This window comes from Streptomyces sp. NPDC096176, assembly GCF_044763255.1.
Classification (GTDB): domain Bacteria; phylum Actinomycetota; class Actinomycetes; order Streptomycetales; family Streptomycetaceae; genus Streptomyces.
Genome location: NZ_JBIWFV010000009.1, coordinates 104912 through 130066, shown reverse-complemented (window position 1 = coordinate 130066; position 25155 = coordinate 104912). Strand labels below are relative to the sequence as shown.

Here is a 25155-nt window from a genome sequence, read left to right as displayed (position 1 = left end):
CCGCATGACCTCGCGCGCCGTCAAGCTCTTCGCCGACGCAAGCCGCACCGGAGGACCTCTTCCATGGGCAGTGGCAGGGCCGACCGTCCAAGGTGGACGCGTTCAAGCCCTACCTGGATGACCGCCGGACGAGCTCCGCAAGCAGATCCAGGACGGCCGGTTCGCGCCCGGTGCCAAGCTCCCGTCCGCCCGCGACCTGCAAGCCCAGTACGGCATCGCCAACTCCACCGCGCAGAACGCCTTGCGCATCCTCAAGGAGGAGGGGCTGATCTACTCCGTACAGGGCCGGGGCGTCTTCGTCCGCCAGCTCAGCCCGCGCGATCAGTTCCTCAAGCGCTACAACGAGACGCTGGAGGAGGCCCAGCGCCGGGCGGACGAGGAAGCGGTACGGCTCAGCGGAAAGAGCGACGACGAGGTAGCCGCCGAGCTCGCCGCTGCCGAAGAACGATTCGCCAAGGCCAGCACCGAATGCGAAGCAGCCATCGCCCACCGCGACGCCATGCGCGCGTCAGGGAACAACGCAAGCGCTTCAGCGGCAACTACACACCCGAAGAGGCCGCCGCCAAGGCCCGGCACGACCGGCTGAAAGAAGGCAGACGCCGACGTTGAACCGGCCGCACGCGACGGAGCGGCAACACACGCAGGACGGAGCAGCACGGAGCGAGCTGTCAGATTACTTGATCAAGGGCGTCCCGCTGACGCGGGCCGCCGCGCGCCGGCGGTCGGTGACCGCCGCCCGCTCCTGTCTGCCGCCCCGCTCCCGCCGAACCGGCTGATCGTGAGCAGCGGTGCAGCCGGCAGCCTTCCGCTCGAAGACGCAGGCGTATTTGACGGTCTACGGCGTGCGGGCGGCTACGACCCGGCGGAGTGCGAACGCGGCGGCCCCAAAGGTCAGCACGCAGACCCCCGCGATGACCGACGTCAGCGGCAGGGCGAAGGCAAGCATCAGGCAGCCGACCATGCCGAGAGCAGGAATGAAGCGGGCGGGGCGGCCTTCGTCCGGATTGAGAGTCCAAGCCGAGGCGTTGGCGATGGCGTAGTACGCCAGCACTCCGAAGGACGAGAAACCGATCGCCCCGCGCAGGTCCGCCGTCGCGGCAACCAGCGCCACCACGCCACCGACCACGAGCTCGGCCCGGTGCGGCGTCTTGAACCGCGGATGGACGGCGGCCAAGACGTGCGGCAGATGCCGGTCGCGGGCCATCGCAAGCGTGGTTCGCGAGACGCCGAGGATCAGGGCCAGCAGCGAACCGAGCGCCGCAACCACCGCTCCGACCCTGACCACCGGCGCCAGCCAACCGGCACCGGCCGCCCGGACCGCCTCCGACAGCGGCGCGCTCGCATCAGCCAACCCCATCGGGCCCAGCACCCTCAGAGCGGCGACCGCGATGACGGCATAGACGACGAGCGTTGTGCCCAGCGCGATCGGGATCGCCCTGGGAATGGTGCGGGACGGGTTGCGGACCTCCTCGCCCAGGGTGGCGATACGCGCGTATCCGGCGAAGGCGAAGAAGAGCAGCCCCGCGGCCTGGAGCACGCCGCCGAGGGTGGCATCGTCACCAACGCCCAGGCTGCCCGAGTCCGGGGCAGTGGAGTTGAGCAGGGCCACGGCCACCGCCGCGAGCACCACTAGGACGACGGCCACGATCACGCGGGTCAACAGCACGGACTTGTGCACCCCGGCGTAGTTCACCGCGGTCAGCGCCACAACCGCGGCGACCGCTACCGTGTGCGCGTGGCCCGGCCACAGGTACGAGCCGACAGTCAGCGCCATAGCCGCACAGGAGGCGGTCTTGCCGACTACGAACCCCCATCCGGCCAGGTACCCCCAGAACTCCCCGAGCCGCTCGCGCCCGTACACATAGGTGCCACCCGAGGCCGGATAGCGAGCTGCGAGCCGGGCGGATGAGGTGGCGTTGCAGTACGCCACCGCCGCGGCCAGAGCCAGACCGAGCATCATCCCGGAGCCGGCCGCATGTGCAGCCGGGGCAAGGGCAGAGAAGATCCCTGCGCCGATCATTGCGCCCAAGCCGATGGTCACGGCGTCGAACAGCCCAAGCCGCCGCTGCAGCCCGTCCGGCATGCCCGCCCCCGTCGCTGGATGGCCCATCAACTCACTCCTCACCGCCCAGCCGCACCGCGATGAAGTCCTGCTCGTCGTTCACGTCGGTCCCTGCCCCCATGCGCGCCGCCATGAAATTCGCGGCCCCGGAGCAGATTCTGTCGCACCGCCGGTCATCGAGAGCGCCAATTGTGGTGTCCCGCCCACTCATACGATCGGTGTCCTCAGGGGGCAACGTTTCTCCAGTGAAAGATCGGCACCCGCCTGGGTGAGGCCCCGCGGTTCCGCGGCCGTAGGAGACCCGTGGCGGGGGTTTTGATGCCGGTGAGGATGAGGGCGAGCATTGCGATGGTGCCGCCCGGCACCCCAGTCATGCCAGGCCTCCAACCGACACTGGGACTCGGAGGCCCGGATGCCACGGCAGTTGACGATGAGCACCTGCTGGCCACACCGAGGGCGGCGAGCTCGAGGTTGGCGGTACAGACCGCGGTGAAAGCGCGACGGCTGGCCTCCGGCCTTCACCTCCGGGCCGCAGGGCACGGCCGGGGTACGCCCTGCGGGGCGGGAAGCGAGTCGGTGCGCAGCACCCGGCCGCGCGGATACGCCAGCCCGCCCCCAATTTCCGGTCCCTGGAGCAGCGACCAGCACCCCCACTCACCGCGTGGCAGTGATGGTCCCGCGGCGAAGTGAAGCAGCAGCTGTGACCCGCTCTCGCCCTTCGAGGTCGGCGGTTCTCCAAGGCCGTCCGGCCGAGTCGGTTACACCGGTTCGCTGCCTGGTCAGGGATGGCGGGTATCTCACGGCCGCGGGCCGGCGCAACGGGATCCGACCTGGAGGATTACGCGGCTATAGGGTACGGCGGGAATGTGATTGAGGAGCTGATCGAGGACCACCGTGAGGTGGAGGCGTTGTTCGACCGGCTCCAGGGCACCGCCATGGGTGACGGGCGGCTTCGATGTGGCCGGCGGCTCAGGCAGGCGGAGCTGCTCCTCGGCCGAGCCCCGGCCAAACAAGACGGATCACTGTCCCTGGACAGGCACCAGATCCGCGGCCCCGAAGGAGACGGAGAAACGCTTGCACCAGATCACCGCGCTCTTGAAGCCGGACAGGTCGGTGCCGACCGGCACGACGTAGTTCTGGTTGCCCAGGTTGCCCTTGAGATGTGCCAGCTGGATCGCGCCAACCCCGAGCCCGTCCTCGGCCTCCTGCGCCGAACGCATGGAGAGGTAGACGCGTACATCGGGCCCCTCATCCGTCTTCAGGTCCTCGAACCTCAGAATCTGCCCACCGTCAGCGAGACGGAAAGTCCGGGCCGTGCCGCTGGTGGGGTGGCCGTGCGAGATGAAGGAGCCCCGCGCCAGCTCCTCCGGTGCGGCAGCCGGCGACTGGCTGGCCGTCCCGGGCTGCTCGGGCGCGGCAATCGAGGGCACGGTGGGGAGCGATTCATCGACGGTCGTGTTGGTGAACAGCTTCCACGGCTGGAAAAAGTAGAGCCCGAAGGCGGCGACAACGGCCAGTACCAGGGAGGCTGGAACCAGTGTGCGGCGGGTGAGGAGCTTCATTCCCCCACTCAACACCGCTGGGCCCCGCGCCCGCATCACACAGCACCTTCCGTAGGGCTTCGGCTGTTTACCTCCGCCGGTCATCACCGTGCGCGGCGGCGGACTCCGGGGGAGGGCATGCGAGGCGACCCAGGCGGGTGAGGTCGTCGTCCACTCGCTACGGAGGCACGGGCCGCTCCGCCCGACCCGGAACGTCCCGCGCTTCGCGATGGGCGACGAAGTCGCCCCCTCGCAAGCGGCTGCCTGCGGGTTACTCGAGTGATCGCCAAGGACGGGGCGGACGCCCGACCAGTCCCGGAACGGACGGGACCTTGGCGAGGAGAGGCAGCAGTTGCGTGACGTCGTTGCGGTTTCCGCCGGTCAGCGACACGGCGAGTGGGATGCCCTGGCTGTCGACGAGGACGTGGTGCTTGCTGCCCGGACGTGCGCGGTCGACCGGGCTGGGGCCGCTTTTTGGGCCTCGCCGAGCGGCCCGCACGTGGCTGGAGTCGATCACCGCCCAGGACCAGTCGAGCTGCTTCGCCGCCCGCAGCTTCGACAGCAGGATGACGTGGAGACGGTCCCACAGGCCGGCCTCGTTCCAGGCGGCGAGCCGCCGCCAGCACGTCATACCGGAACCGAAGCCGAGCTCCTGAGGCAGATACTCCCACTGGATGCCGGTGTGCAGGACGAACAGGATCCCGCGGCCAGACCCGTGCCGTGGCCTCTTCCCAGTGATCGACGGTCCAGGGGCTGGTGAGCAGATGACGGTGGACGAACTCTGCCTTGATCCAGTGGCCATCTCCGCGGCGGTCGTAGAGCCAGGCGACCTCGGGCCGGTAGGGGTTGTAGCGTGCCTCCCACCTGCCGCCCTGCCCAGGACCAGGCAGCCCGGAATTCAGGCCGGCCATCCACCGCAGCTCACCCGCCCCGTTCTGGTAGGTGCGCTTGTCGATGTCGAAACCCGTGTCAGTGATCGTCACCCAGGCCGGCACCAGCAGCTGTCGGTTGTCCTCCGGCGTCAGGGGCCTGGGCCGGTACCCGGAGCGGGAGACGAGCGCTGCGTACATCTCGTTCGGGGACAACGTCACCCCGGGCAGCGCCGGATGGGCCAGCCCGCCGTGCGGCAGTTGCTGGTACTCCAGCACCACCCACTCGTGCGCCATCTGCTGCAGCAGGGTGGTCAGCTCTGCCGACACGACCTCACCGACCTCGCCCAGCGCTTTGATGCGCAGGGGAGTGGATAGACCGCCCGCATCACCCGAACGAGCAACACCCTCTTGACACCGAGCAGGCCAGCGGCACGCCGGGCGGCATCCGGCGACGAAGAGGTGAGAGAAGGACGCCCCTCGTTCCGGTCGCTAGACGGAGTCGAACACAGCCACGTCCCCATTCGTGGTGCATCCAGCGCGGCGGCAGCCCAAGCTGGTGCGGCCGTCACCACTCGCACCGCCCCACGAGGCCGCGGGTGTGCCAAGTTGATTTCGACATCGCTTCAGGTGAGGGGCCATATGCCGAGAGGGGGAGGCGTCGCTTACGGTTCGACGATGTGCCGCAGATAGACATGCGGGTCGGCGAGATAACGCCGCCAGTGATCCACGATGCCGAGCTCCCGCCACGCGACCCTCCGCATGCCGTGCTCGCCGACCTCAACGATGTCCGCGCCCGGCAGGGCGGTCAGCAACGGGGAGTGCGTGGCGCAGATAACTTGGCCGCCAGCCTTGGCCACCCGATCGACGTGCCCGAGTAGTTCGAGGCACGAAGAGAAGGAGAGCGCCGCCTCCGGCTCATCGAGAACATAGAGGCCGGCGTGAAGGAACTTCCCGCGGAACGCAGCGAGAAAGCCCTCGCCATGGCTGACCGAGTCTGGCGAGAACCCCTCCCTGTCCAGGGCGTCCATCGCGGTCTCGGCTCGCAAGAAGAAGCCCTTGCGGGCTGACCAGCTGGTGACCATGCGGCGCCCCCGCGAGGCGGCGTCGAACCTTATCCGCTCGCCCAGCGCCGACTTGCCACGCGGGGAGGCGTAGCGCCATTCGTGGGAGCCGCCGTAGGAGTCGAGCCCGAACGCCTCCGCCAGGGCCTCAACCAGGGTCGACTTTCCCGAGCCGTTCTCACCGACCAGAAAGGTCACCGGTGCGGTGAAGCGCAGCCCCTCGTTGAGCAGCTGCCGGACGCAGGGCACGGACCACGGCCAGGAGCCCTCGTCGTACGAGGAGAGATGGGCATACGCGCGTTCGACAATCACTCGACCAGTGTCGCCCAGGACTCGGAAGGCGCCTGCAGGTCCTCCACCAGGGGGCGAAGCAAGGGGTCCGGAACGCCGTCGTACGGCGCGGCGTCGACGGCATCGGAGACACCGATGCGCATCGAGAAGCGCTCGCGCGGGGTGGTCGTCATGCCGGTTGGCTGTATCCGACCCGAGTCATTGGCGAGTCCGTTCCTCATCGAGACCCTGACTGTGGACGGGAACCACCACATCGTCGGAATGACGGCCCAACGCACCACAGGAGCACCGCACTTCCACGTGGCGGGCTATCTGCACCCGGCGCCGTTGTCCGGGCTGTCGGCGACGACCGTGACGCGGCTGACGAAGCAGTGGGCCGATGACCACGCAGCCTTCCAGAACCGCGACCTGTCCGACCGCGACTTCGTCTGCGTATGGGCCGACGGCGTCCACCCCAAGGTCCGGCTCGGGCAGGCGCACTTGTGCGTGTGCTGGTCCTGCTCGGCGTCCGCCCAGACGGCACCAAGGAGCTGATCGCGCTGGCCGAGGGACTGCGGGAGTCCACCGAGTCATGGGCCGACCTGCTGCGCGACTGCCGTTACCGCGGCATGCGCGATCCGGAGCTGGTGGTCGGCGACGGCGCGATGGGCCTGTGGAAGGCACTGGCCGAGGTGTTCCCCGCAGCGAGGCATCAAAGGTGCTGGGTTCACAAGGCCCGCAATGTCTCGAACGCCCTGCCGAAGTCCGCGCAGCCGGGCGCGGCGAAGGCGATGCAGGAGATCTACACGCGGAGGACCGTGCGCACGCCGAGAAGGCGATCGAGGCGTTCGCGAAGACCTACGGCACCAAGTGGCCCAAGGCAGTCGCGAAGATCACCGACGACGCCGAGGAACTACTGGCGTTCTACGACTTCCCGGCCGAGCACTCGATCCACCTGCGGACCACGAACCCGATCGAGTCCAGGTTTTCCAGGGTCAAGCTCCGCACCAAAGTCACCCGCGGCGCCGGCAGCCCGGCCGCGGCCCTCGCCATGGTGTTCAAGCTCGTCGAGTCCGCCCAGGCCCGCTGGCGCGCGATCACCGGGGCCCACCTGGTGCCCCTGGTCCGCACGGGAGCACGCTTCGAACGTGGCCAGCTCCTGGAGCGAAAGGAGCTGGCGGCCTGATGACCACCCCGGAACCGCTCACCGACGAGGAACTGGACGAGCTCGACGAACTCGCGCGGGCCGCGACCCCAGGCCCGTGGTTCGTCCGAAGCCTCGACGACGTCGACGCCATGAGCCTCGTCGCCGTGAGCACCCTGCCCGACACCGGCCTCGGTGAGCGGTGGCCGGGCTTCGACCATCGCGAGATCGTGGCCGCAACCCTCATCCAACAGCCCCGCTACGTCGAGGCCGCCGATGAGCGCTGGGACGAGAACGCGCACTTCATCGCCGCTGCCCGCGACAACATCCCCCGCCTCGTCGCCGAAGTCAGGCGCCTACGCCGACAACTGGAGGACACCGGCGCGACGGACAACCAAGAAGCGAAGTGATCCACAACTATTGACTATTGCTCATCGGGACCGCCCCAGTCATTCATGTGCTCAGCATGAAGTCCGGGCCGCGGGCCGCTGAGGTGGCCGCTTTGCGGATGCCCGGCGCCTACCCGCCCCTCGGTCAACGCTCGCCCGTCCTGTTCACCGCCGCGAGTGAGGCATGTGCGCAGCACCGTCGTTGACCGGGGGCGGGGCACTGAGCGGCGGACGACGGCGGCCGGGGCGGGTCCGCTTCGCGGCCCTCGCCCCCCGCTGCGTGCCGGGCGCTCCGCTGCGCTGCGGCCGGACCGAGCGTTGCGCGCTCTCACGCGCCGCGGAGGCCGGTCAGCCGGTCGCTGAGGGCGCTGCGCGCCCCGCTCCCTTGCTTCGCGCTGTCCGCCTCCCTTGTCCTCGGCGCTGCGTGCCACGGGGCTCCGCCGATGCCCGCCGCGCTGTGCCCCCGCTCCGTCGCTCATATGTCAGGTGACCAGCAGAGATTGGGCCCAGAGGCCGCCCGCCCCGTGAGGCCGGCTGTCAGCGTCGGCTCGTAGCCTCGTGGGGGAGGGCACGGAGGGCCGGGCACCTGCTCGCTAGGGATCGATCACGGGTGAGATCAGGGTGGAGAGGCAGCGTCTGGGCCGGTTGCCGGCCAACAACGCCAGCGCATCGTAAGTCCACGGGCAAATCGGCCCGCAAGCCGAACTCGAGTGGATTTCTAGGGCCAGTTCGTGCGTGCCCATGCCACAAGCTTGTCAAGGCCAGGGCCGCCGGCCGCGACGTTGACTCGTGTGCCATCTTCGTTTACTGCCCCGAAGGCCTGAACCGCGATGATGCGAGGGTTTCCTGCGCCGAAGAAGGCGAACACCGGGCCGCCGGAGTTGCCGTCGGTAGTGTCGCCGTAATGTTCGCATTCGAGGCCACCGTGGTCGCCGCTGTAGGCGGCATCGATGCTGATGCCGCTCTGGAAGCTGGTGCCCAGGAACCAATCGTTGATCGGGTAGCCCATGTTGATCCAGTTTCTCTGACCGTTCCAGGCGGGGTTGTAGGGCCGGGTGCCGAAGTGACCGAGTCGCTCCGATGTCCCGAGCGGTTCGTACAGTCGACAAACGGCCCAGTCATGGGCTGTTGACGTGCTCTCCGGAAAGGCCGTCGCATCCGAGACGTAGGATTGGACGCCGGCACCGTGGAGGGACTCGCCGTTCCAGTAGGTGGGCACGAAACGCATCCACCAATTGCCTGCCGCGATGTCATCCCATGGCAACGCATGGGCGGCTGTGAGCACTAGACGGTTGCCGACGAGCGCCCCTGCCCCGTGTTGGCCCTCGCTGTTGACGATTTTCCCCACACAGCCCCAGGGCCAGCTCGTTTCGTTCAGTTCCTGCCGGTTGTCGTCGCCGAAGACGAATCTCGGGTCAACTCTCGGCTCAACGAGATCGCCGTTTGCTCGCCTCATCGGTCCTCTGCTGCGAAGGGGAAGGACGCGCGGTACATGGAACAGGTCGAGCCACTCGGGGCGGCATGCTTGCAGATCCACATCGGAATCGATCCCGGAAAGCAGCTCTCGTGGGTCGATGCGCAGGGCCGTCCTGCCGGGCAGGGAAATCTCGCCCTCGGGCCCGACCGGCACGTCGACACGCCACAGATCCTCAGCCGCTCCATCCATGCGGCGGACCTCTGGCTCTGGGGGGCTTCCATCGGCACGGACATAGATGGGCCGACGGCTGGCGAGCTCAGCCATCGCCGGAGGCCGTTCGCCGGTTCCCAGACTGGGCCGCAGCGTGGCGAGTTCATATGGAGTCAGTGGCCGCTCGCCGTCATTGACGAAACGCGGCGCGTGCGCGGTCTGCTTGTACGTTGTCATGGTGTGCCTCTAAGGAGACTGGAAGGCGATCACGCTGGCTGCGCGCAGCTGGTCGGTCTGCTGCACAGAAATCCGCACAGACCGGATCGAGTGTGCGGTGAGCCCGCCGATTGCCAGGACATGGCGGTGACGGCGCGCCAGATCCCTCTTCCATGACACCACCGATCAACCGGGGTCGCATCCCGCACCTCAGGGCGGCACCGGACCCCCGCTGCTGGATCGAGGACACTGTGGGGCCCGCGCCCGACGGTGAGCTGGTACGCCGACTCTGCTCCGCAGCGTCGGCGAACATCTCCTCCGAGTCGGCCGTCTGGCAGACAGCGTCTGCATGCCAGTGAGCGCCTGCGCTGGTCAACGGCATCCCTGCCCTCTCGACGCTGAGCAACGACCCCATGCCGCTCGCGGTTCCCACAGCCGCAGGAGACCCAGGCCGCCGGCGCTCCACGGGGCCTCAAGGCCGTCGCCATCATGGCGCTGCGTGCGTCGTCAGTCCGTCACCGGGTCCACCGCCAACTGCCCATGCAGCCCGGCCTGAGTAGCCGTCCCCGGCTGCTCAGGCTCCTGGCGGTAGGACTGGCCGACCGTGCCCCTCCGCGAGCCGGACGCCCAGGAGCGCGCCGAGGCGGCCGGGCGGCTGGACACAGCCGGCGCCCTGACGCCGGATCAGCGGCTTCTGCGCGTCCTGCTCGACGACGAACGGAGCGCCTTCGAGCAGGCCCTTGTGGCCCGGCTCGTTGAGCATCGGGAGAGCGTCGGCGCGGACCCCGTCCCGCGGACGCTGCTGCCGCTCGACACCCTCGCCTTGGCAGCCCTCGCGGTCCAGGTCCACGGGTGGGAGCTGGAGGTCCGCTCCGGCTACCTGCCGCACGGCATTCTGGGCCGCACGGACGAGCTGCAGCGCGCCGCGGACGCGGGCGAGAACAACCTCGGGTACTGGCACGCCAAGTAGCGGCGTGGCACAGGCGGCCCGGGCGACATCGACCGCGGGCGAGCTGTTCCAGTGGGTGGTGTCGGGGGCTCCTGATGGACGGCTGGGTTGCCCGGCCGAAGGCAAGGAACCGGTGTGCGACGTCGGCGAGTTGCGTAGGGTGTGCGGTCGTGACGTCGTATGAGCGCTGGTCGCTGGTCGCCTCGTTCGGTGCCCTCGTGGTTAGTGTCGTCGCCTTCGGCGCGGTGCTGTGGCAGCTCGTGATGCTGTCGCGCGCCACGACACTCGACCATGACCGACGGCGCAAGCAGGCGACGGTGGAGTACCTCGCCGCCACTATGGACAGGCGCAAGGAACTGCGCGACGAGGGCATCCCTGACGAGCGGGACCCCGCGGCCGTCTCCGCGTTGATCGGCCGAATGGACGCGGGTGACCGGACGGCGACACGGCTCGTCTACGCCTACCTGACGATCTACAACCATCTCGGAGTGGCCGCGCGGTCGGACGCGTTCGACCTGCGAGTCATCGACCAGGCATGGGGCGGCTCGGTCATCGCCATCTGGGAGGGTTACCGACCGTGGATCGAGCGCCAGAGGCGCGCCCGCTGTGAGCCGCGGCTCTACGAGGACCTCGAGCGTCTGGCCGCTCTGATGACTCCGCGGCGCGTTGCGGCTCCGCCCGAGGACAGGAGTGTCCCCCTGCAGAGGTGATCTTCAGGGCCGTGGCGCCTCCCGAGCTCGAGGCTGTCGCACCCTGCCGCCCCTGCCCCCGCCGCGTCAGGCCACCGGCGTCCGGTCCGCGAAACCGTGCTCCGCCGGGCGGGCCGCGCGCTGGGCGAGCCAGCCCGACACCCGGGGACCGCCGCTGACCGCGCTGCCTTCAAGGACCGTGCGGACGTGTTCGAAGCCCTGGCGGAGGTAATAGCGGTGCAGGGCCCGGTTCGTCGTCCAGGCGTCCAGCCTGACCCAGGCCACCCGAGACCGGTACGCCCTGTCCCCGCCCCAGTCGAGCAGCCGCCCGCCGAGGTTCTGCCCGGCGTGTGTGCGGGCCACGGTGAGCTTGCTGATGTACAACGCAGGGTCGGCCTCCTCCTGCGAGGTCCACAGCCCTTCCGGGGGAACCGGGGCCAAGGTGACGATGGCGGCGGTCACCTCGCCGTCGCGCACTACGAACGTCTGCCCCGCTTCGACGGCTGCCCGCAGGCGTTCTGCCGGGTAGGGACGACGCCACTGGTCGGTACCGAGCCCACCGAGCCAGGCCGCCGCCTCATCGCGGAAGGACAACAGCATGGGCAGATCGTCCAGTTGTGCGCATGTGATGATCACGGAACCTCCCCAGGAATCCACGGGCAGTTGACGCTGCTCCCTTGCGCGACCCGGCGGGGCCACAGCATGTCACGGCGCCGTCGCTCGCCGCCCGGCCCCAATGCCCGACATCGCCCCTGCCGGTCAGCGGTGTTCCAGCACGTGTCGAGGAGCCGCGGCGGCAACGCACTGGGTGGGTGGGCTGGGGGAACTCCGAATGACCCGCGATTTCGACGCTGGCCCGCTGAGATGCCTACGACGCGGCCGAACGCATCCGCCGCCCACCAGATCGCTTCGACATGCGTCAGCAGCAGCGGCTCTGTGGGTGCTTCTCGCGATCGTGCGGCCGGTGTCGCTCGTTACGCCCGCCGGGTCGGCACCGGTTCGCCGGGGTTGCAGCTCCCGGTGCCGCCGGCAGTAGCGCTCGGAGTCGGCCTGGGCATCATGGCCTCACCCTGCCGTGCCTTCGTAGCCTCCGCCGACGTGCGCTCCTACGGCCGCACATAGTGTGATGACATCGTCTTCGCTCCTGCTTGCTGGGTGAGGCTGACCGGAAGGCACTCTGAACAAGTGCCAGGTCGAGAAGCGGGTGGGCGGCCGAGTGCAGCGAGCGAGGCCCGGATGGTCAGTACGAGCTGCTCGAAATCCGTGTTTGCAAAGTGGGCTCGCCCCACTGGGCGGGCCGGTGGGCGGGGCCAGCGAGCGCGTTCTCGAGCCTGCAGGAGAGAGTGGTCTTACCGATGCCGCCGACCCCGTGAAACACGATCAGCTTGTTGCGCGGGGCTTCTAGTAGGGCTTGGTCAGGTGTACGTGCTGATGGCGTGTCCTGCTGGCGCTGTGCGCGTTGATGGTGTGTGACACCTGGGGAGTTGGATCAGGTCCGGGAGGACCTGGTGGCGTTCACAGCGGGGATGTTCGAGGCGTTCACGCGCACGGATCAGCACCGCTGGGGGCGGGCATACGTGCGCGGGCTACTGCTGGACGGGCGGCGCAAGTCAGTGGAGCAGATGGCTGCCCGGCTGGGCGAGGACGGTAACCGTCAGGCGCTGGCTCACTTCGTGACCTCCAGCCCGTGGGACAGCGCTCATGTGCGGGCGAGGCCGGCGTGGCGGATACACGAGGAGATCGACCCGACTGTGCTGGTCGTGGACGACACAGGGTTCCTCGGCAGCGAGCTGGACCGGCTGCGATCGGTGACCTGACTGTTGCGGGCCCGCCGACCGTCAGGTCGGCGGGCCCGCTGATCGGTGACGGTCGGCCGGAGCTCACTGGAGGCGTCTGAGCGGGACGATGTCGGTGACGCGGTTGGTGATCGTGGGGCGGGCGGCTTCCTGGGTGGCGAGCAGGGCGACGATCGTGACGGGCTGGTCGCAGTGAGGACAGTTCCGGACTGCCGTCGGTGCCAGAGGGGCGATGTTTTTTGGGGGCTGCCGGCTGCGGGGCGGGCGGTAGTGCTCGGGGGTGTTCGTCGAGGCGTCGTGCTCGTTCTTCGTCGCGGGTCCGGTGGCGTTGTCTTTCCGACTCGCGGCGGCATTCGGGCGAGCAGTAGACCTGGCGGAGTCGGGGGTTGGCGGTGAAGACGCGGTCGCAGACCGGGCAGGTGTGTGCGGCCAGGCCGGCGGGAGCGCGTCGCCGGGACGGCTACCGGCCAGAGGAAGGCGGGCTGTGCCCCCGTTGCGAGCAGGCGCGTCGCGATCTCGAACGTGAACGCCGCGGGGTGGATGTGGGTCCGGCGAACGGCATCATGGCCCGCCTGCGCGCCCGCGCCACCGAACGATAGGCAGCGACACTGCTCCCCCGTGGAGTGAGGCGGCGCCCGCCCTCACCAAGGGTCGTAGCCTTTCACAACAGAGGTGACAACAGCGGTTCAGCCTGTTGCGGTGGGGGCGGGGGCCACGGCGCCCTGCTGGGTGGCGCAGACGGTGCCGCGGCCCTGGACGACGGCGCAGGCTTTGGCGTCCTGAGGGGCCGTCGACGGCGAAGATGGAGCTGCCGAACAGCAGCGGCTTGAGCTGTGCGCGGGCGGTGCAGAGGGCGGCGGTGTATCCGGCGGGGCCGGAGCCGATGATGATGACGTCGCGTATGCCGTCGCCGGCGCTGGTCTGCGGCATCGGTGTCAGCCCTGCTTCTTGGCGTCGATCTCGGCGATCAGGTCCTCGATGAGGCCCTTGATCTCGTCGCGGATGGGGCGGACGGCCTCGACGCCCTGGCCTGCCGGGTCTTCGAGCTGCCAGTCGAGGTAGGTCTTGCCGGGGAAGTACGGGCAGGCGTCCCCGCAGCCCATCGTGATGATGTAGTCGGACGCCTGAGCGGCCTCGGGGGTCAGCACCTTGGGCTTCTGGTCGGAGATGTCGATGCCCAGCTCGGCCATGGCGGCCACCGCGGAGGGGTTGATGTGCTCGCCGGGCACGGAGCCGGCGGAGCGGACCTCGACGCGGTCGCCGGCGAGGTGGCGCAGGAAGCCTGCGGCCATCTGGGAGCGGCCGGCGTTGTGGATGCAGACGAACAGGACGGACGCGGCAGGCGTGGAGGACATCGTTCTTCCTTGAAGGTCGGGCAACTGCGGGGATGAGCGGATTGGTCAGGCGCCGAGCTCGGTGAGGAGTTCGGTGATGCGGGTGTCGATGGCTTCGCGGATGTCGCGGACGACGGCGATCGGAGCTCCGTCGGGGTCGGGGACGGGCCAGTCGAGGTAGCGGCGGCCGGGCACGACGGGGCAGGCGTCACCGCAGCCCATCGTGATCACGATGTCGGCGGCCTGGACGACCTCCTCGGTCAACGGCTTGGGGTAGGCATCTGCCAGGTCCACGCCCGCCTCGGTCAGAGCCTGCGCGACGAACGGCTCGACCTCCTCGGTCGGGTGGGCAGACGGGGCGAGGAAGACGTGGACATGGCGTTCCCGTTCAAAGGAGCCAATAAGGTCAGTTCAGGCTGGTGTCAGCCCCAGCTGATGTGACAGTATCAGCCCATGATGACGTCAGTCGACACTGATCTGATCCGGGTTCTGGCCGACCCGCTCAGGCTCCAGATCGTGACCCTCCTCGCACGGGAGACGCTCTGCACCACGCACCTGGTCGAGGAGACCGGAGCGAAGCAGACGAACCTCTCCAACCACCTGAAGGTGCTGCGCGAGGCCGGGGTCGTGGAGACGGAGCCATGCGGGAGGTACATCTACTACCGCCTGCGCCCGGAAGTCATCGAATCGCTCGCCGGTCAGTTCGCCGACCTTGCCCAGACCGCGCGCGCCACCGCCGAAGCGAACCTCAAGCGGTCCTGCCCATAGCCTTTCGCGCTTTGCCTCACCTGCCCGAGGAGAACCTGCCTTGACCGCCACCGAGCCCGCCGCGAGTGACGCCATAGCCCCCGCGGACACGGCGCCGCAGCCCGCGCCCGGCGCGACCCCGCCCCGTACGCCTCTGATCGCCCGCGCGGCCGCCGAACTGGTCGGCACCGCCGCACTGGTCGCGGTCGTGGTCGGCTCCGGCATCCAGGCCACCGAGCTCACCGACGACGTCGCGCTGCAGCTGCTGGCCAACTCCACCGCCACGGTCTTCGGCCTCGGCGTGCTGATCGCGCTCCTCGGCCCGGTCTCCGGCGCCCACTTCAACCCGGCGGTCACGCTGGCCGAGTGGTGGACCGCCCGACGCGGTGGTGCCGGAGTCACCGCCCGCGAACTCGCGGTCTACGTGCCAGCGCAGATCGCCGGTGCGCTCGCGGGCGCGATCCTGGCGGACGCGATGTTCGGCGAGCCGCTGGTGAAGTGGTCGCAGCACGACCGCTCCGCCGGGAACCTCCTCCTCGGCGAGGTCGTCGCCACGGCCGGGCTGATCCTGCTGATCTTCGGCCTGGCCCGCACCGACCGCCTCCGTTTCGCACCCGTCGCGGTCGCCTCCTACATCGGTGCCGCGTACTGGTTCACCTCCTCGACCTCCTTCGCCAACCCAGCCGTCACCATCGGCCGCGCCTTCACCGACACCTTCGCCGGCATCGCCCCCGCCTCCGTGCCGGCGTTCATCGGCATGCAGCTGGTCGGCGCCGTCGTGGGTCTGGCCTTGGTCGCGGTCATCTTCATGCGGGGCAAGCCTTCCGCATGACGCAGCGCACGGATGTGGTGGTGATCGGCGGCGGCCAGGCCGGGCTTGCCGCCGGTACCATCTGCGCCGCCGGGGTATCGAGCACGTCATCCTCGACGCCCAGACGGCGCCGGGCGGGGCCTGGCAGCACACCTGGGACTCCCTGCGCCTGTTCTCTCCGGCCCAGTTCTCCTCTTTGCCCGGGCGGCTCATGTCGTCTCAGCCGGGCGAGCTCTACCCGGACGCCGCCCACGTGGTCGACTACCTCGCCGACTACGAGAAGCGGTACGAACTGCCCGTGCAGCGCGGCGTAGGGGTGGAAGCGGTCCACCGGGACAGCGCCTTTCTGCGCGTCGCGACGGACGGCGGCGACTGGCAGGCCCGCGCGGTCGTCAGCGCCACCGGCACCTGGACGCGCCCCTTCGTCCCGGCAGTAGCTGGCCGCCGCGAGTACACCGGCCGCCAGCTCCACACCGTCCAGTACCAGGACCCCGCTGAGTTCGCCGGCCAGCGGGTGATCGTCGTCGGCGGCGGGAACTCCGGCGCCCAGATCGCCGCCGACCTCGCCCACGCTGGCATCGACCTGACCTGGGTCACCCAGCGCCCGCCCCGCTACCTCGCCGACGACATCGACGGCCGCGCCCTCTTCGACGCGGCGACTGCCGGATCCGGCCGGCCCGTAGACGCACATCATGGCCTTGGCCTCGATGACGGCCTCGATGTTGTCCCGGGTGGTCAGCAATGTGTCGGTGCCGACCAGCTGGGCCTGCTCCAGACCGAGGAAGTGGTCTTCGCTCTCGTCGGGAAGCAGCCCGTAGTCCAGGTCAGCGATCATCAGCTTGGTCCTCATCAGGAGTGGGTGTGTGCGGGGGTCTGGGGCGGGCCCAGGTATCGGGTGCGGGGCCGTGCGGAACCAAGTCGGGACGGGCCAGCGCACGGCGGTCCGTCTGCGCCGCCGCTCCCAGTTCCTCTTCGGCCTGGGCGGAGGTCGGGGCGATGAGCGGACGAGGCGGGGCCGCGGTGGTGGAGGCCTCGAAGCGCCGCCGACGCAACTTCTCCGCTGCCCTCAGGTCGGCCTTGAGCCGCCGGGCGGCCGCGGTCCGGGCGGCCTGGACGGAACGGATCTGTTCCTGGCTCGCCGCAGCGGCCAGGAACGCCGAACCAAGGTGACGGCCGGTTGTGGCGTCGAAGAGTTCGACGGTGTCGTCGTGGTGGGGCAGGTGGCGTACCGAGACCTTGGTGCCGGTCCGGCCGTTCATCCAGGGGGCGAGGTAGTCGCGGCGGCGCCACCGGACCCCGGACGTGCTGATCGTGTAGGTGCGGCCGTCGTCCTCCAGGGCGAATGTCGCCAGCTGCCCCGCGGGCACGTCCGTGAGGGGGGTCGCGTCGGCCTGCCACGCCTGGAGGGGGGTTTTCCCGTTCAGCGCGGACGGCTGGTGGCAGGTGTTCCACCAGGTCACCCAGTCCAGCAGCAGACCCACGAACGCCTCATAGGTCAGGGGCGGGGCGTCGGGGTCGGCGACCGTGCCGCGGTTAAGTTTCTGGCGGCCGGTGTAGCGGGGGAGGGAGACGAGGAACATCTCCTCCACCGCGTCGTTCAAAGCCTCGACGGTGCCCTTCAAATGTGGACTGTAGGCGGGCAGATCGGTCACGGGGACGGCGAGCGCGCCCATCGCCGCGGTGACCGCCCGGCACAGGAACTCCTTGCCGCGGTCGACCCGGATCTGACCGGGCAGCCCGCCCACCGGACCGAACGGCTCGGTGCGGGTGATCGCGATCCGCAGGGACGCCAGCACCGCGTCCCGGCTCGGAGCGTGCGCGGTGACCGCGACCCCGGTGATCGCCTTGGTGGCGCAGTCGATGAACCAGGTCACCCCGATCTGGCTGGAGATCGTCTCCCTCGCACTCGACCTCCTCGCCTGGATGCCGATGCTCGCCCTGACCGGCGATACCCGCCGCTGGGAACCCAAGAAGCTCCGCCTGCGCCTGTTCTCCGCCGCCGCCCAGCTCGTGAACACCGGACGCCGCCACTGGCTCCGCTTCACCGCCCGATGGCCCTGGACCGACGTCATCACCCACGCGATCGACACGCTCCACACCCTCCCGAACCCCGGCTGACCAGCAACTTCGAACGTCCCGGCAACCCGCACCCCCCACCGGCGAAGTGGAACCCGGCGCCCACTGAGACGACACTCGGGCCCTCAGCCTGCCTCAGCCCCGAAAAGACCCCACCACACAGACACAACGTCCCCGCCAGCAAGCTGACGGGGACTCATGAACGATCGAGGCTAAGGCGTACTTGTCCCGCGCGATCCGCGAGCAGTTGCGCCAGCGCAGCATCCGGGCGGTGATTCCCGTTCCGGCCAGGCCACCGGCCTTCGGCCGCGAGAGCTACAAGCAGCGCAATACCGTCGAGAGGTGCATCAACCGTCTGAAGCAGCGGCGAGGCATCGCGACCCGCTACGAGAAGACCGCCACCATCTATCTGGCCGGGCTTCACATCGCTGGCATCTTTCTCTGGTCTGCCCGGTGATCCAAACGAAAGACCCTAGGGGTCTCCTTGACCTGAAGTGCGATTGAGCTTCTAGCGTGCCCTTGAGTTGATCATCTGACGACAGGAGAACGCGCTCGTGATTCTCGTGACCGGAGCCACCGGAAACGTAGGAAGTGCACTGCTGAGGGAGTTGCACCGATGCGGTGCGGGGCCGCTGAGAGGCTTCACCCGCGACGCCGCACGGGCCACGTTCCCCGAAGGGGTCGAGGCCGTTGAGGGTGATTTCGTGGAGACGGAGTCATTGAAGCCTGCTCTGGAGGGGGTGCGCTCGCTGTTCCTCGTGTCGCGTCTGGGTTCGGATGCCGACATCCTCGAGGCCGCCCGGCTGGCGGGTGTGGAGCACGTGGTGCTGGTGTCGTCCATCACGGTCCAGACCCATCCGCATCTGGGCCCCGCCGGTGAGAACCTGGCGGTCGAGCGGCTGCTCCAGGACAGCGGCTTGGCCTGGACGATCCTGCGACCGACGCAGTTCGCCTCGAACGCTCTGATGTGGGCGGCGTCGATCCGCGACCGTGAGACGGTCCGTGCGCCGTATGCGGACACCGGGCTGCCCACGATCCACCCCGCGGACATCGCGTCGGTGGCGCGGGTGGCGCTGACCGAGCCCGGCCACCGGGGGCGTACGTATGCCCTGACCGGTCCAGAGCAGGTGACCGCCCGGCAGCAGGTCGAGGCCATCGCGGCAGCACTCGGGCACGATGTGCCCTTCATGGAGATCAGCCGGCAGGAGGCTCGCGCTCAGATGGCCGCGGTCTTCGGAGACGAGGCCGCGGATGCGGTGCTCGACGTCACGGGCGGAGACGTCAACGACGAACTGCTGGTGGTGCGCGACACGGTTTCACGGGTCACCGGCTCCCCGGCCAGAACGTTCCAACAGTGGGCTACGGAGAACGCCGACATCTTCCGCTGAGACACCCGCCCGTCAGAGCCGGGCCGCCGGAGCTCTCAGGGTAGGGGGTGTGACGGGCCGGCAAGGGCTCGCCCTACGCTTCAGCGCGTCGCAGAGAAGCAGGCGTACGCCCGATGAAGTCCCGCGCAGTACGGGTGAGGTGGGCCTGGTCGGCGAAACCTGCGGTGGCTGCGGCCAGGGCGGTAGTCGAATCCGGCAGGTCGGCGATCGCGGTGCGGAGCCGACCCCATCGGCGCAAGCGCGCAAGCGCAATGCCCACGTCCTGCCGGACCAGGGCGCGCAGCCGCGGGGCCGACAGACCGACCTCGTTGGCGATGGAGGTGATGGGCGTGTCCGGATCGCCCAACGTGCACAGATGGATGGCGTGAGCGACTCTCGGATCGAGCGGGGTCGTGTCCCCGGAGAGTGCCCGCAGCTCGGTGTATGCGGCGGCCAAGTCCACCCCGGCGTCGGGGCCGTGGGAATCGGTGGTGCCGAGCGCGGCGAGCAGGCGGCGGACCTCGCCGGCATCGAGCCGTATCGGCTCCGGGTAGGAGGGCAGCAGCCAGGAGTCGATGAACAGGGCGATGTAGGGCGAGGTCGTCGCACAGCTGTGGGCCAGCTGGGGCGGAACGATCAGCCCGGGCGCCGCCACCATGGGCCGTCCAGCCTGTCGGAGTTGGGCGTGGCCGCCGATCGGCAGCACGACCTTCCACGCGGGCAGCCGGTGTGGGGCGACATGGAACGGGCGGGATTCGGCGAACATCGTCGCTTCGGTCCCGGAGGCGAAGACGATGCGGCGATCGTTTTGTTCAAGTGCCCAGGCACACGGTGAATGGATCATCGTGCCATGCACGCTATCGCTGCCGCCGCCTTGGCGGTGTTCCTGGTCGTCACGGGGGTCATGCACTTCCTGGCCCCCGGCTACTTCCGCATGTTGGTGCCCGCGTGGCTCCGCCGGGAGCGGTGTGAGGTCTCACCGATGCTGCGGTGACCGCGTGTTCCTGACCTGCGCTGCCGCAGGTGTAATGCGATGGCTTCTGAGACCTGTATGGGCTCTCTGACCTGGAGCGCTGCAGCTTGGATGAGACTGCCGCAAATATAGGGAGAATCCCTATAGGGCGGAGGCGGGGGGAGCCGCCTGCGGTAGCCAGCTGATGGTGGTCTCATCTGCGGTCGCGCACGGCACCACGAACGATCACGATGTTGTGTGCTGACCAGGCGCTGTGGCAGGTGTCGCATACGGCTTTGCGCCATCCTCCCGGCTGGTCACCCCGAGTGCGGATGCGGCCGGTGGCGCCGCAGAACTCACAGGTGCGCTCCGCCTCCGCCTCGGCCGAGGCGATCAGGCTCCGCAGGATGTCGCCGCTTTCCGGCGGCCCTTCCGCGTAGACACGCAGACCACCGAATTTCTCTTTGAGATCGAGGAGACGGTAGCCGGGGAAGGCCGCACGGATCTGTTCATGCAGATGTTCCAGCAACTGCCGCCAGCCCGGCCCCACTGCGTGTACCCGCGCGGGGATCTGTTCCGGATGGGGCCCAGCGGCGGTGGGGTCGTCAGCCATGCCCCCATCCTCGAGCACAGCGCGCTCGTGCAGGTCCCTGTCCATGCACGCCGGTGCTTGCCGGTACGAGAGCGAGCCCCGGGACAAGGTGGCCCCCTGTTCGTACGATGGCGCAGACGCCGGGGCCTTTGGATGTCAGTGGGGTGCTGGACACTGGTTATGCGTGACTGCGGCAGTGAGACCAGGGGGGACCGACGTGAGTGACGACGCCGTCCAGCTCGAGCGGCGCATCCGCTTCGCCTTGAGCATCCTCGGCGAGAGCAACAGCCATCACGAGTTCGAGGCCCTGTGCCTGGGCCTGGCCCGCCGGAGGATCACCAGCAATCTGCTCCCCGCGACCGGCCCCGTCAGCAGCGGCGGGGACCAGGGCCGGGATGCCGAGAGCCACTGGACGAACATCCCCCGAGAACTGCCCGGCACGTCCCTGTACGCGTCGCAGGCCTCCACCCAGCGGGTGGTGATGGCCTGCACCATCCAGGCCACCGGCGTCCCGGGCAAGATCCGAAGGGACCTCGCCTCGATCTGCGGGCAGGGCACGCCCGTTGACCGCGTCATCTACTTCACGGTGACGGCTGTGCCCGCCAGGAAACGGCACGACCTGATCGAAGAAGCCACCCGGACACACCAGGTGGAACTGGAGATCTGGGACGCTGCTGCCCTCGCCCTCCACCTCGCCGACTACGACCTGTTCTATCTCGCCGTCCAGTACCTCCACCTGCCCTCCGACCTCGCTCCGCCGCGCCCGGACGGGGCCGGTGAACTGCCCCACTGGTATGTCGAAGCCCGCCGGCGATGGCAGGCGAACGACGAGCCAGCCCGCACCCTGGGCGACCTGGTGGACCTGCGGGCTCCGCTGCGCCACGCCACCTTCCACGAGGAGGCCCGCGCCGACTTGCCGGAGTGGATCGGCCATGCACGGGCTCTGCTGGCCGCTGCAGCGGGGGAGCACACCGCTCTGCGGGCCCGCTACGAGATCGTTGTGGCGACCCTGCGCGGCCTCGGCGACATGCATCCGACGGATCAACTGGCCCGCGACTTCTTCGACACGGTCACCACCGACGACGCCCTTACCGACCCGGGAATCCTCGAGGACGCGGCCATACTCCTCCAGTACGCGTTCGGGGCGTTGGCGCGCGGCCTCACCGCGCTGACCGCCGACGACCTGTGCGGCTGGCAGCGTCTGTTGGCAGAGAAAATCGACGGCCTGCTGGACGCCGCTCCGCCCGCCAACTCCATGGCCCACCTGCTGGCCATGCGGGCCCGCCTGGCCCTGCACGCCGACATGGCCGCCGACCTCGAAACCGTGCCCGAGGACCTGCCCACCGTCGCGGAGGTCACCGCAGCCGTTGTCGCAGCAGTAGAGGCCGGCGAGCCGATACCTGCCCTGCAGTCGGAGCCGCCGCTGACGGATCTCGACACCGGCATGAACACCCTGCTCCGGCTGTGCCACCACCTGGACAACGCGCCGATGTTCCCCATCGAGCACACCGCCGACCTCTTCGACTACCTCACGCCCGTACTGGTGGACCATCCGCTTTACCGGGAGGTCCGTGACCTGCTCGATAAGGCCACCGACCGGGTCTCCGGCCAGACCGCACGAGGTGAACGCGCCCAGTCCCGGGGCCACTCCCTGATCAGAAGCGGCCGCCTCCCGCAAGCGCTCCAGGAGATCCACGAAGCCAAGGTCAACTGGCTGCGCGGCGACACCCTCGAGGGTGGCCTGATCATGCTGCTGCTGTGCGCGCACCTCTACAGCGAACTCGGCCTGCCCATCGCCGCCAAACAGTACGCGCTCGCAGCAGCCGCCGCCGCGAAGACCGCACCCGCCCCCGAGCTCAATCGCTACGTCCCCCACAGCATCATCCTCGCCGCCCGGTACGACCGCCAGGCAGGGAACTGGATCTCCGCCACCCGCCTGTTCTGCATCGGACTCATGGCACAGGACGTCTACTGCGACGAGCCGTACAACCACGAACGCTACCCGTATGTCTGGGAGATGATGGCCGAGCAGGTGCTCACACTCCGCAGTGCCGACGCGGTGCGGCCCGGCTTCGTCCCCCTGCTCCGCCAGATCACCGCTTCCGTAGGCATCGACACCCTCATCGACGACCTGCTCGCCCCGACCGCCGACGACCCCACAACATCCGAAGAGACGTACACCGAGGAGGCCGATACCCAAGGGATAGGACGGCCTTTCAGCGACGCCGGTCCCACACGCAGCTATGCCTGGAACGCGCTCGGCGTCGACTGGGAGATCACCTGCCCGAACGAACACCTCTCGGTGCTGGCCGCGGAACGCTACACCGCAGCACTCCAGGTGTTCCTCGGTGAACTCGCCACACAGGACCCGCTGTTCCTGCCCGGACGCGTCAGTGTCGAGATCCGCGCAGACGATGCCCTGCCGCACGACCAGCCCGCCGTTTGCGCTCAGAGCGCCGAGCGGGACACCAACCGGTGGAGGCTGCGCCTGCCCGCCGGCGCCCCCGCAGACCTGGAAGCAGAGCCACCCCGACTGCTCACCGCCCTGATCAAGGTGGTGCTCTCCCAGTCGTTGCTCTCCGACAAGGCATTCATGCACCTCGTCGAGCAGGCGCTTGCCGGCGGCCTCTGGCACAAGCTCCTCGTCGGTCGCCCCTACGACGAACTTGCCGACTTCCTGCGGCCCGACGACTATCAGACGATGGCCGCGCTTGCCGATCCGGCCGTCGGAGCAGGCATGCCGCGCGGCCGAGCGAAACCAGCTGCCCTGCCGGCCCGGACCGGGCCTGGACCCGGCTACGAGCACAACGAAGCCATCGAAACCGTCCGCAACCGCTATGCCGTGATGCTCCCCATCGTGCGCCACACCCTTCCCCGCCTGTCCGCGGTCCCCGGCTTCAGGCGCACGGCCAGGCAGTTGCGGGCAGAAGGCTGGCGCGACTGGCATCTGCTGACCGCCATCGCCAACGCCGCCGGAAACTATCGCGCGCAGCAGCAGGGCCTGCGCCCTTCGCCGGGCGATTCCCCGGAGCACCGGGCCCGCATCCTCGCCGCCATGCAGGCTGCTGAGCGTCCCGAGGACCCGCCTGTCCCCGCAGAGGCATTCACCGAACGTGCCCTTCGGACACACCTGTCGGTCGCCGCGGTGAGTACAGCTCACTCCCTTGGCCTTGTCGTCCGTCACGGCTTCCCCGGGCAGGCACTGCGATCGGTACTGGGCGACCGGTACGGCTACTGGACGGACGACGTTGAGCATGATGACCCGTTCGGCTGGCCGGTCGTGGAGGACGTCACGACATCTGACCGAGGACGCGCCTGATCCGCAGTCCCCAGACGGGACGCCATCCTGCTGCTCCTCTTGCTCCATGGCGATATGCCCCACGGGGCCGGAGCCGAAGAAACCCCGACCTCACTGCGCAGCCCCCGCAGTATCACGGTCGTAGCTCGGGGGAGCGGTTCCCCCCAGTCGTCCACATCGGTGCTTAGGAGTTTGAGAAGTGACTGGCCAAAGCTCAAGCAGGATACCTCTGTTGAGGAATCGCAGGGGCGTCGCGCAAGCCTTCCCGGCGGCTGGCTGTTGCGACGGGAGGTAGCCAGGATTCCGGCGCCGGAGGCGACCGCGATGGCATACTGGGTCATGCGTTTGTGGGCGCACACCACCCTTAGGGCCACCGCCTCGGGTGAACCCGGCCGCCGCCAGGACCACGACGATGTACCCCGGCTCGGATCTGACCCTTCACATCCAAGGCCTGCCGGATACATGGTGCGGTGGGATGTATCTGCAGTGAAAGCAGGCCTGATGGGATCGTGATGGCCGGTCGAACTCACCGCACTCGTCTGGCACGGGATTTCGCCGCAGCTCAGTCCATGGCCTACCAGAAGGCTCTGGCCCATGTGATCGCCTGCAGCGAGGCTGGACTCCTCCCGGCCCGGCTCGATCATGAAGGCATGGAGCAGGCTCTCGTCGTCCTGCAGCACAACCTTGGGGCATTCGGCCCGACGAGGCAGGCCCGTTCCGGTGCGAAGCCAAAGACCGCTGCAGCGACGAAAACGGCGTTGGCGAAGGCAGCCACGGTCAAGCGGCCGGCACTGGCCAAGGACCCGCGCTGTGTCGCCCTGGCCGAGGCGTTGAAGCCGGTACTTGAGGCCACCTGCCCTCCAGGAGCCAGCGGGTACGGCGGGGCATTGCAGGCCAATCTCCACCCGGCTGACGCAGAGATGCTGGGAGGCATGGCGCTCATCCGGGCCGCGATGCGTCGTGCAGCACGGCAGTTGGGGTGGCGGGTGCGGACCGTGGGCTATGACCGAGAACGCCTCGTCCTGGTGATTGTCCAGGACGCCCGCGAGGAGCCCGCCGAGGTGTCAGATGCCCTGGAGAAGGACTTCATCCGCAAAGGCCACGAAATGATCGAGCGCATGTCGGCAGACGGGGACGAGGAGGCGCTGAGCAGGTTGGGACCCGCTCCTGTCGAGCGGCAGACGCAAGCGTTCCTGGATGCAGCCCGGTTGGCGATCGCGACGCATCCCGATGCGTGGCGCTAGAGGCTGACCGGCGAAGCTCGCCCCGGACGACCTCGCGCGCCACCGCCGCTGCCGCGAGGTCTGCCCGTTCAGTGCCTGTACGCGACAGGGCGTGCGGCAAGGCAGGCACCGGTGCAGG

At 69.0% G+C, this 25155-nt stretch carries 23 protein-coding genes and 8 pseudogenes; 17 read left to right on the top strand and 14 right to left on the bottom strand.

Annotated elements, in window-relative coordinates; all coding sequences use genetic code 11:
- Positions 1-145: 145 nt before the first annotated feature.
- Both ACIQ7Q_RS24890 and ACIQ7Q_RS24885 read left to right on the top strand, forming a co-directional pair.
- Positions 146-241 (top strand): annotated as a pseudogene (locus ACIQ7Q_RS24890) (GntR family transcriptional regulator); the annotation flags it as partial.
- On the top strand, positions 242-586 hold the full coding sequence (locus tag ACIQ7Q_RS24885) for a hypothetical protein (RefSeq protein WP_403866143.1): 345 nt from the start codon (positions 242-244) through the stop codon (positions 584-586).
- A 249-nt stretch (positions 587-835) separates the two neighbouring features.
- On the opposite strand, the gene ACIQ7Q_RS24880 is transcribed toward ACIQ7Q_RS24885, so the two are convergent.
- The 6 genes and pseudogenes from ACIQ7Q_RS24880 to ACIQ7Q_RS24855 all read right to left on the bottom strand — a co-directional run bounded on the left by ACIQ7Q_RS24880 (position 836) and on the right by ACIQ7Q_RS24855 (position 6000).
- On the bottom strand, positions 836-2110 hold the full coding sequence (locus ACIQ7Q_RS24880; RefSeq protein ID WP_403866140.1) for an APC family permease: 1275 nt from the start codon (positions 2108-2110) through the stop codon (positions 836-838).
- Between the two features lie 4 nt (positions 2111-2114).
- The gene (locus ACIQ7Q_RS24875) at positions 2115-2273 is read right to left on the bottom strand and encodes a hypothetical protein (RefSeq protein WP_403866137.1); all 159 of its coding nucleotides are present in this window, start codon (positions 2271-2273) and stop codon (positions 2115-2117) included.
- An 808-nt stretch (positions 2274-3081) separates the two neighbouring features.
- A complete protein-coding gene (locus ACIQ7Q_RS24870; protein WP_403866134.1) occupies positions 3082-3624 on the bottom strand; it encodes a DM13 domain-containing protein in 543 nt (180 codons plus the stop codon).
- A 277-nt stretch (positions 3625-3901) separates the two neighbouring features.
- Positions 3902-4306: pseudogene (locus tag ACIQ7Q_RS24865) on the bottom strand (IS5 family transposase); the annotation flags it as partial.
- 831 nt (positions 4307-5137) lie between these two features.
- A complete protein-coding gene (locus tag ACIQ7Q_RS24860) occupies positions 5138-5848 on the bottom strand; it encodes an AAA family ATPase (protein ID WP_403866131.1) in 711 nt (236 codons plus the stop codon).
- Complete coding sequence (locus ACIQ7Q_RS24855; RefSeq protein ID WP_403866128.1) at positions 5845-6000, bottom strand: hypothetical protein; 156 nt, start codon at positions 5998-6000, stop codon at positions 5845-5847. Before ACIQ7Q_RS24855 ends, ACIQ7Q_RS24860 begins: the two co-directional genes overlap by 4 nt.
- 28 nt (positions 6001-6028) lie before the next feature.
- Here ACIQ7Q_RS24855 and ACIQ7Q_RS24850 point away from each other — a divergent pair, with 28 nt between their 5' ends.
- From ACIQ7Q_RS24850 to ACIQ7Q_RS24840, 3 genes and pseudogenes are all read left to right on the top strand, one after another.
- The gene (locus ACIQ7Q_RS24850) at positions 6029-6361 is read left to right on the top strand and encodes a hypothetical protein (RefSeq protein ID WP_403866125.1); all 333 of its coding nucleotides are present in this window, start codon (positions 6029-6031) and stop codon (positions 6359-6361) included.
- Positions 6262-6992, top strand: a pseudogene (locus tag ACIQ7Q_RS24845) (IS256 family transposase). The gene ACIQ7Q_RS24850 and the pseudogene ACIQ7Q_RS24845 overlap by 100 nt, the downstream one beginning before the upstream one ends.
- A complete protein-coding gene (locus tag ACIQ7Q_RS24840) occupies positions 6992-7360 on the top strand; it encodes a hypothetical protein (protein WP_403866122.1) in 369 nt (122 codons plus the stop codon). The pseudogene ACIQ7Q_RS24845 and the gene ACIQ7Q_RS24840 overlap by 1 nt, the downstream one beginning before the upstream one ends.
- A 697-nt stretch (positions 7361-8057) precedes the next feature.
- Here the strand turns inward: ACIQ7Q_RS24840 and ACIQ7Q_RS24835 are convergent.
- A complete protein-coding gene (locus ACIQ7Q_RS24835) occupies positions 8058-9203 on the bottom strand; it encodes a trypsin-like serine peptidase (RefSeq protein WP_403866119.1) in 1146 nt (381 codons plus the stop codon).
- A gap of 574 nt (positions 9204-9777) precedes the next feature.
- Here ACIQ7Q_RS24835 and ACIQ7Q_RS24830 point away from each other — a divergent pair.
- Positions 9778-10152 (top strand): annotated as a pseudogene (locus tag ACIQ7Q_RS24830) (Imm49 family immunity protein); the annotation flags it as partial.
- 149 nt (positions 10153-10301) lie between these two features.
- Positions 10302-10841, top strand: a complete 540-nt coding sequence (locus ACIQ7Q_RS24825) for a DUF4760 domain-containing protein (protein ID WP_403866116.1) — start codon at positions 10302-10304, stop codon at positions 10839-10841.
- Positions 10842-10907: 66 nt separating this feature from the next.
- Here ACIQ7Q_RS24825 and ACIQ7Q_RS24820 read toward each other — a convergent pair whose 3' ends face one another.
- Positions 10908-11456, bottom strand: a complete 549-nt coding sequence (locus ACIQ7Q_RS24820) for a GNAT family N-acetyltransferase (RefSeq protein ID WP_403866113.1) — start codon at positions 11454-11456, stop codon at positions 10908-10910.
- 872 nt (positions 11457-12328) lie between these two features.
- Between ACIQ7Q_RS24820 and ACIQ7Q_RS24815 the strand changes: the two genes are divergently transcribed.
- On the top strand, positions 12329-12637 hold the full coding sequence (locus ACIQ7Q_RS24815) for a transposase (protein WP_403866110.1): 309 nt from the start codon (positions 12329-12331) through the stop codon (positions 12635-12637).
- Between the two features lie 776 nt (positions 12638-13413).
- Here ACIQ7Q_RS24815 and ACIQ7Q_RS24810 read toward each other — a convergent pair.
- From ACIQ7Q_RS24810 to ACIQ7Q_RS24800, 3 genes and pseudogenes are all read right to left on the bottom strand, one after another.
- Positions 13414-13546, bottom strand: a pseudogene (locus tag ACIQ7Q_RS24810) (FAD-binding protein); the annotation flags it as partial.
- Between the two features lie 5 nt (positions 13547-13551).
- Positions 13552-13971: an arsenate reductase ArsC gene (locus tag ACIQ7Q_RS24805; protein ID WP_403866106.1), complete on the bottom strand. Its 420-nt coding sequence runs from the start codon at positions 13969-13971 to the stop codon at positions 13552-13554.
- Between the two features lie 45 nt (positions 13972-14016).
- The gene (locus ACIQ7Q_RS24800; RefSeq protein ID WP_403866510.1) at positions 14017-14352 is read right to left on the bottom strand and encodes a low molecular weight phosphatase family protein; all 336 of its coding nucleotides are present in this window, start codon (positions 14350-14352) and stop codon (positions 14017-14019) included.
- A 51-nt stretch (positions 14353-14403) separates the two neighbouring features.
- Here ACIQ7Q_RS24800 and ACIQ7Q_RS24795 point away from each other — a divergent pair, with 51 nt between their 5' ends.
- The 3 genes and pseudogenes from ACIQ7Q_RS24795 to ACIQ7Q_RS24785 form a co-directional block, all read left to right on the top strand.
- Complete coding sequence (locus ACIQ7Q_RS24795) at positions 14404-14718, top strand: ArsR/SmtB family transcription factor (protein ID WP_403866103.1); 315 nt, start codon at positions 14404-14406, stop codon at positions 14716-14718.
- 40 nt (positions 14719-14758) lie between these two features.
- A complete protein-coding gene (locus ACIQ7Q_RS24790; protein WP_403866100.1) occupies positions 14759-15529 on the top strand; it encodes an aquaporin in 771 nt (256 codons plus the stop codon).
- A pseudogene (locus tag ACIQ7Q_RS24785) lies at positions 15526-16172 on the top strand (FAD-dependent oxidoreductase); the annotation flags it as partial. The gene ACIQ7Q_RS24790 and the pseudogene ACIQ7Q_RS24785, both read left to right, overlap by 4 nt.
- Before the next feature lie 160 nt (positions 16173-16332).
- Here ACIQ7Q_RS24785 and ACIQ7Q_RS24780 read toward each other — a convergent pair.
- A complete protein-coding gene (locus ACIQ7Q_RS24780) occupies positions 16333-17382 on the bottom strand; it encodes a Mu transposase C-terminal domain-containing protein (protein WP_403866097.1) in 1050 nt (349 codons plus the stop codon).
- A gap of 7 nt (positions 17383-17389) precedes the next feature.
- Between ACIQ7Q_RS24780 and ACIQ7Q_RS24775 the strand changes: the two are divergent.
- The 3 genes and pseudogenes from ACIQ7Q_RS24775 to ACIQ7Q_RS24765 all read left to right on the top strand — a co-directional run.
- Positions 17390-17626, top strand: a pseudogene (locus ACIQ7Q_RS24775) (transposase); the annotation flags it as partial.
- Positions 17627-17798: 172 nt separating this feature from the next.
- Positions 17799-18041: pseudogene (locus tag ACIQ7Q_RS24770) on the top strand (transposase); the annotation flags it as partial.
- 97 nt (positions 18042-18138) lie between these two features.
- Positions 18139-18972, top strand: a complete 834-nt coding sequence (locus ACIQ7Q_RS24765; protein WP_403866094.1) for an NAD(P)H-binding protein — start codon at positions 18139-18141, stop codon at positions 18970-18972.
- Positions 18973-19045: 73 nt separating this feature from the next.
- On the opposite strand, the gene ACIQ7Q_RS24760 is transcribed toward ACIQ7Q_RS24765, so the two are convergent.
- Positions 19046-19717 carry a helix-turn-helix domain-containing protein gene (locus ACIQ7Q_RS24760; RefSeq protein WP_403866091.1) on the bottom strand — a complete coding sequence of 224 codons (672 nt, stop codon included), beginning with the start codon at positions 19715-19717 and terminating at the stop codon, positions 19046-19048.
- 84 nt (positions 19718-19801) lie between these two features.
- Here ACIQ7Q_RS24760 and ACIQ7Q_RS24755 point away from each other — a divergent pair, with 84 nt between their 5' ends.
- Positions 19802-19945, top strand: coding sequence for a hypothetical protein (locus tag ACIQ7Q_RS24755; protein ID WP_403866088.1), 144 nt, complete (start codon positions 19802-19804; stop codon positions 19943-19945).
- A gap of 172 nt (positions 19946-20117) precedes the next feature.
- Here ACIQ7Q_RS24755 and ACIQ7Q_RS24750 read toward each other — a convergent pair whose 3' ends face one another.
- A complete protein-coding gene (locus ACIQ7Q_RS24750; protein WP_403866086.1) occupies positions 20118-20516 on the bottom strand; it encodes a hypothetical protein in 399 nt (132 codons plus the stop codon).
- Between the two features lie 196 nt (positions 20517-20712).
- Here ACIQ7Q_RS24750 and ACIQ7Q_RS24745 point away from each other — a divergent pair, with 196 nt between their 5' ends.
- A complete protein-coding gene (locus ACIQ7Q_RS24745; RefSeq protein WP_403866083.1) occupies positions 20713-23814 on the top strand; it encodes a hypothetical protein in 3102 nt (1033 codons plus the stop codon).
- Positions 23815-24362: 548 nt separating this feature from the next.
- Complete coding sequence (locus ACIQ7Q_RS24740; RefSeq protein ID WP_403866080.1) at positions 24363-25037, top strand: hypothetical protein; 675 nt, start codon at positions 24363-24365, stop codon at positions 25035-25037.
- The last annotated feature ends 118 nt before the right edge of the window (positions 25038-25155 follow it).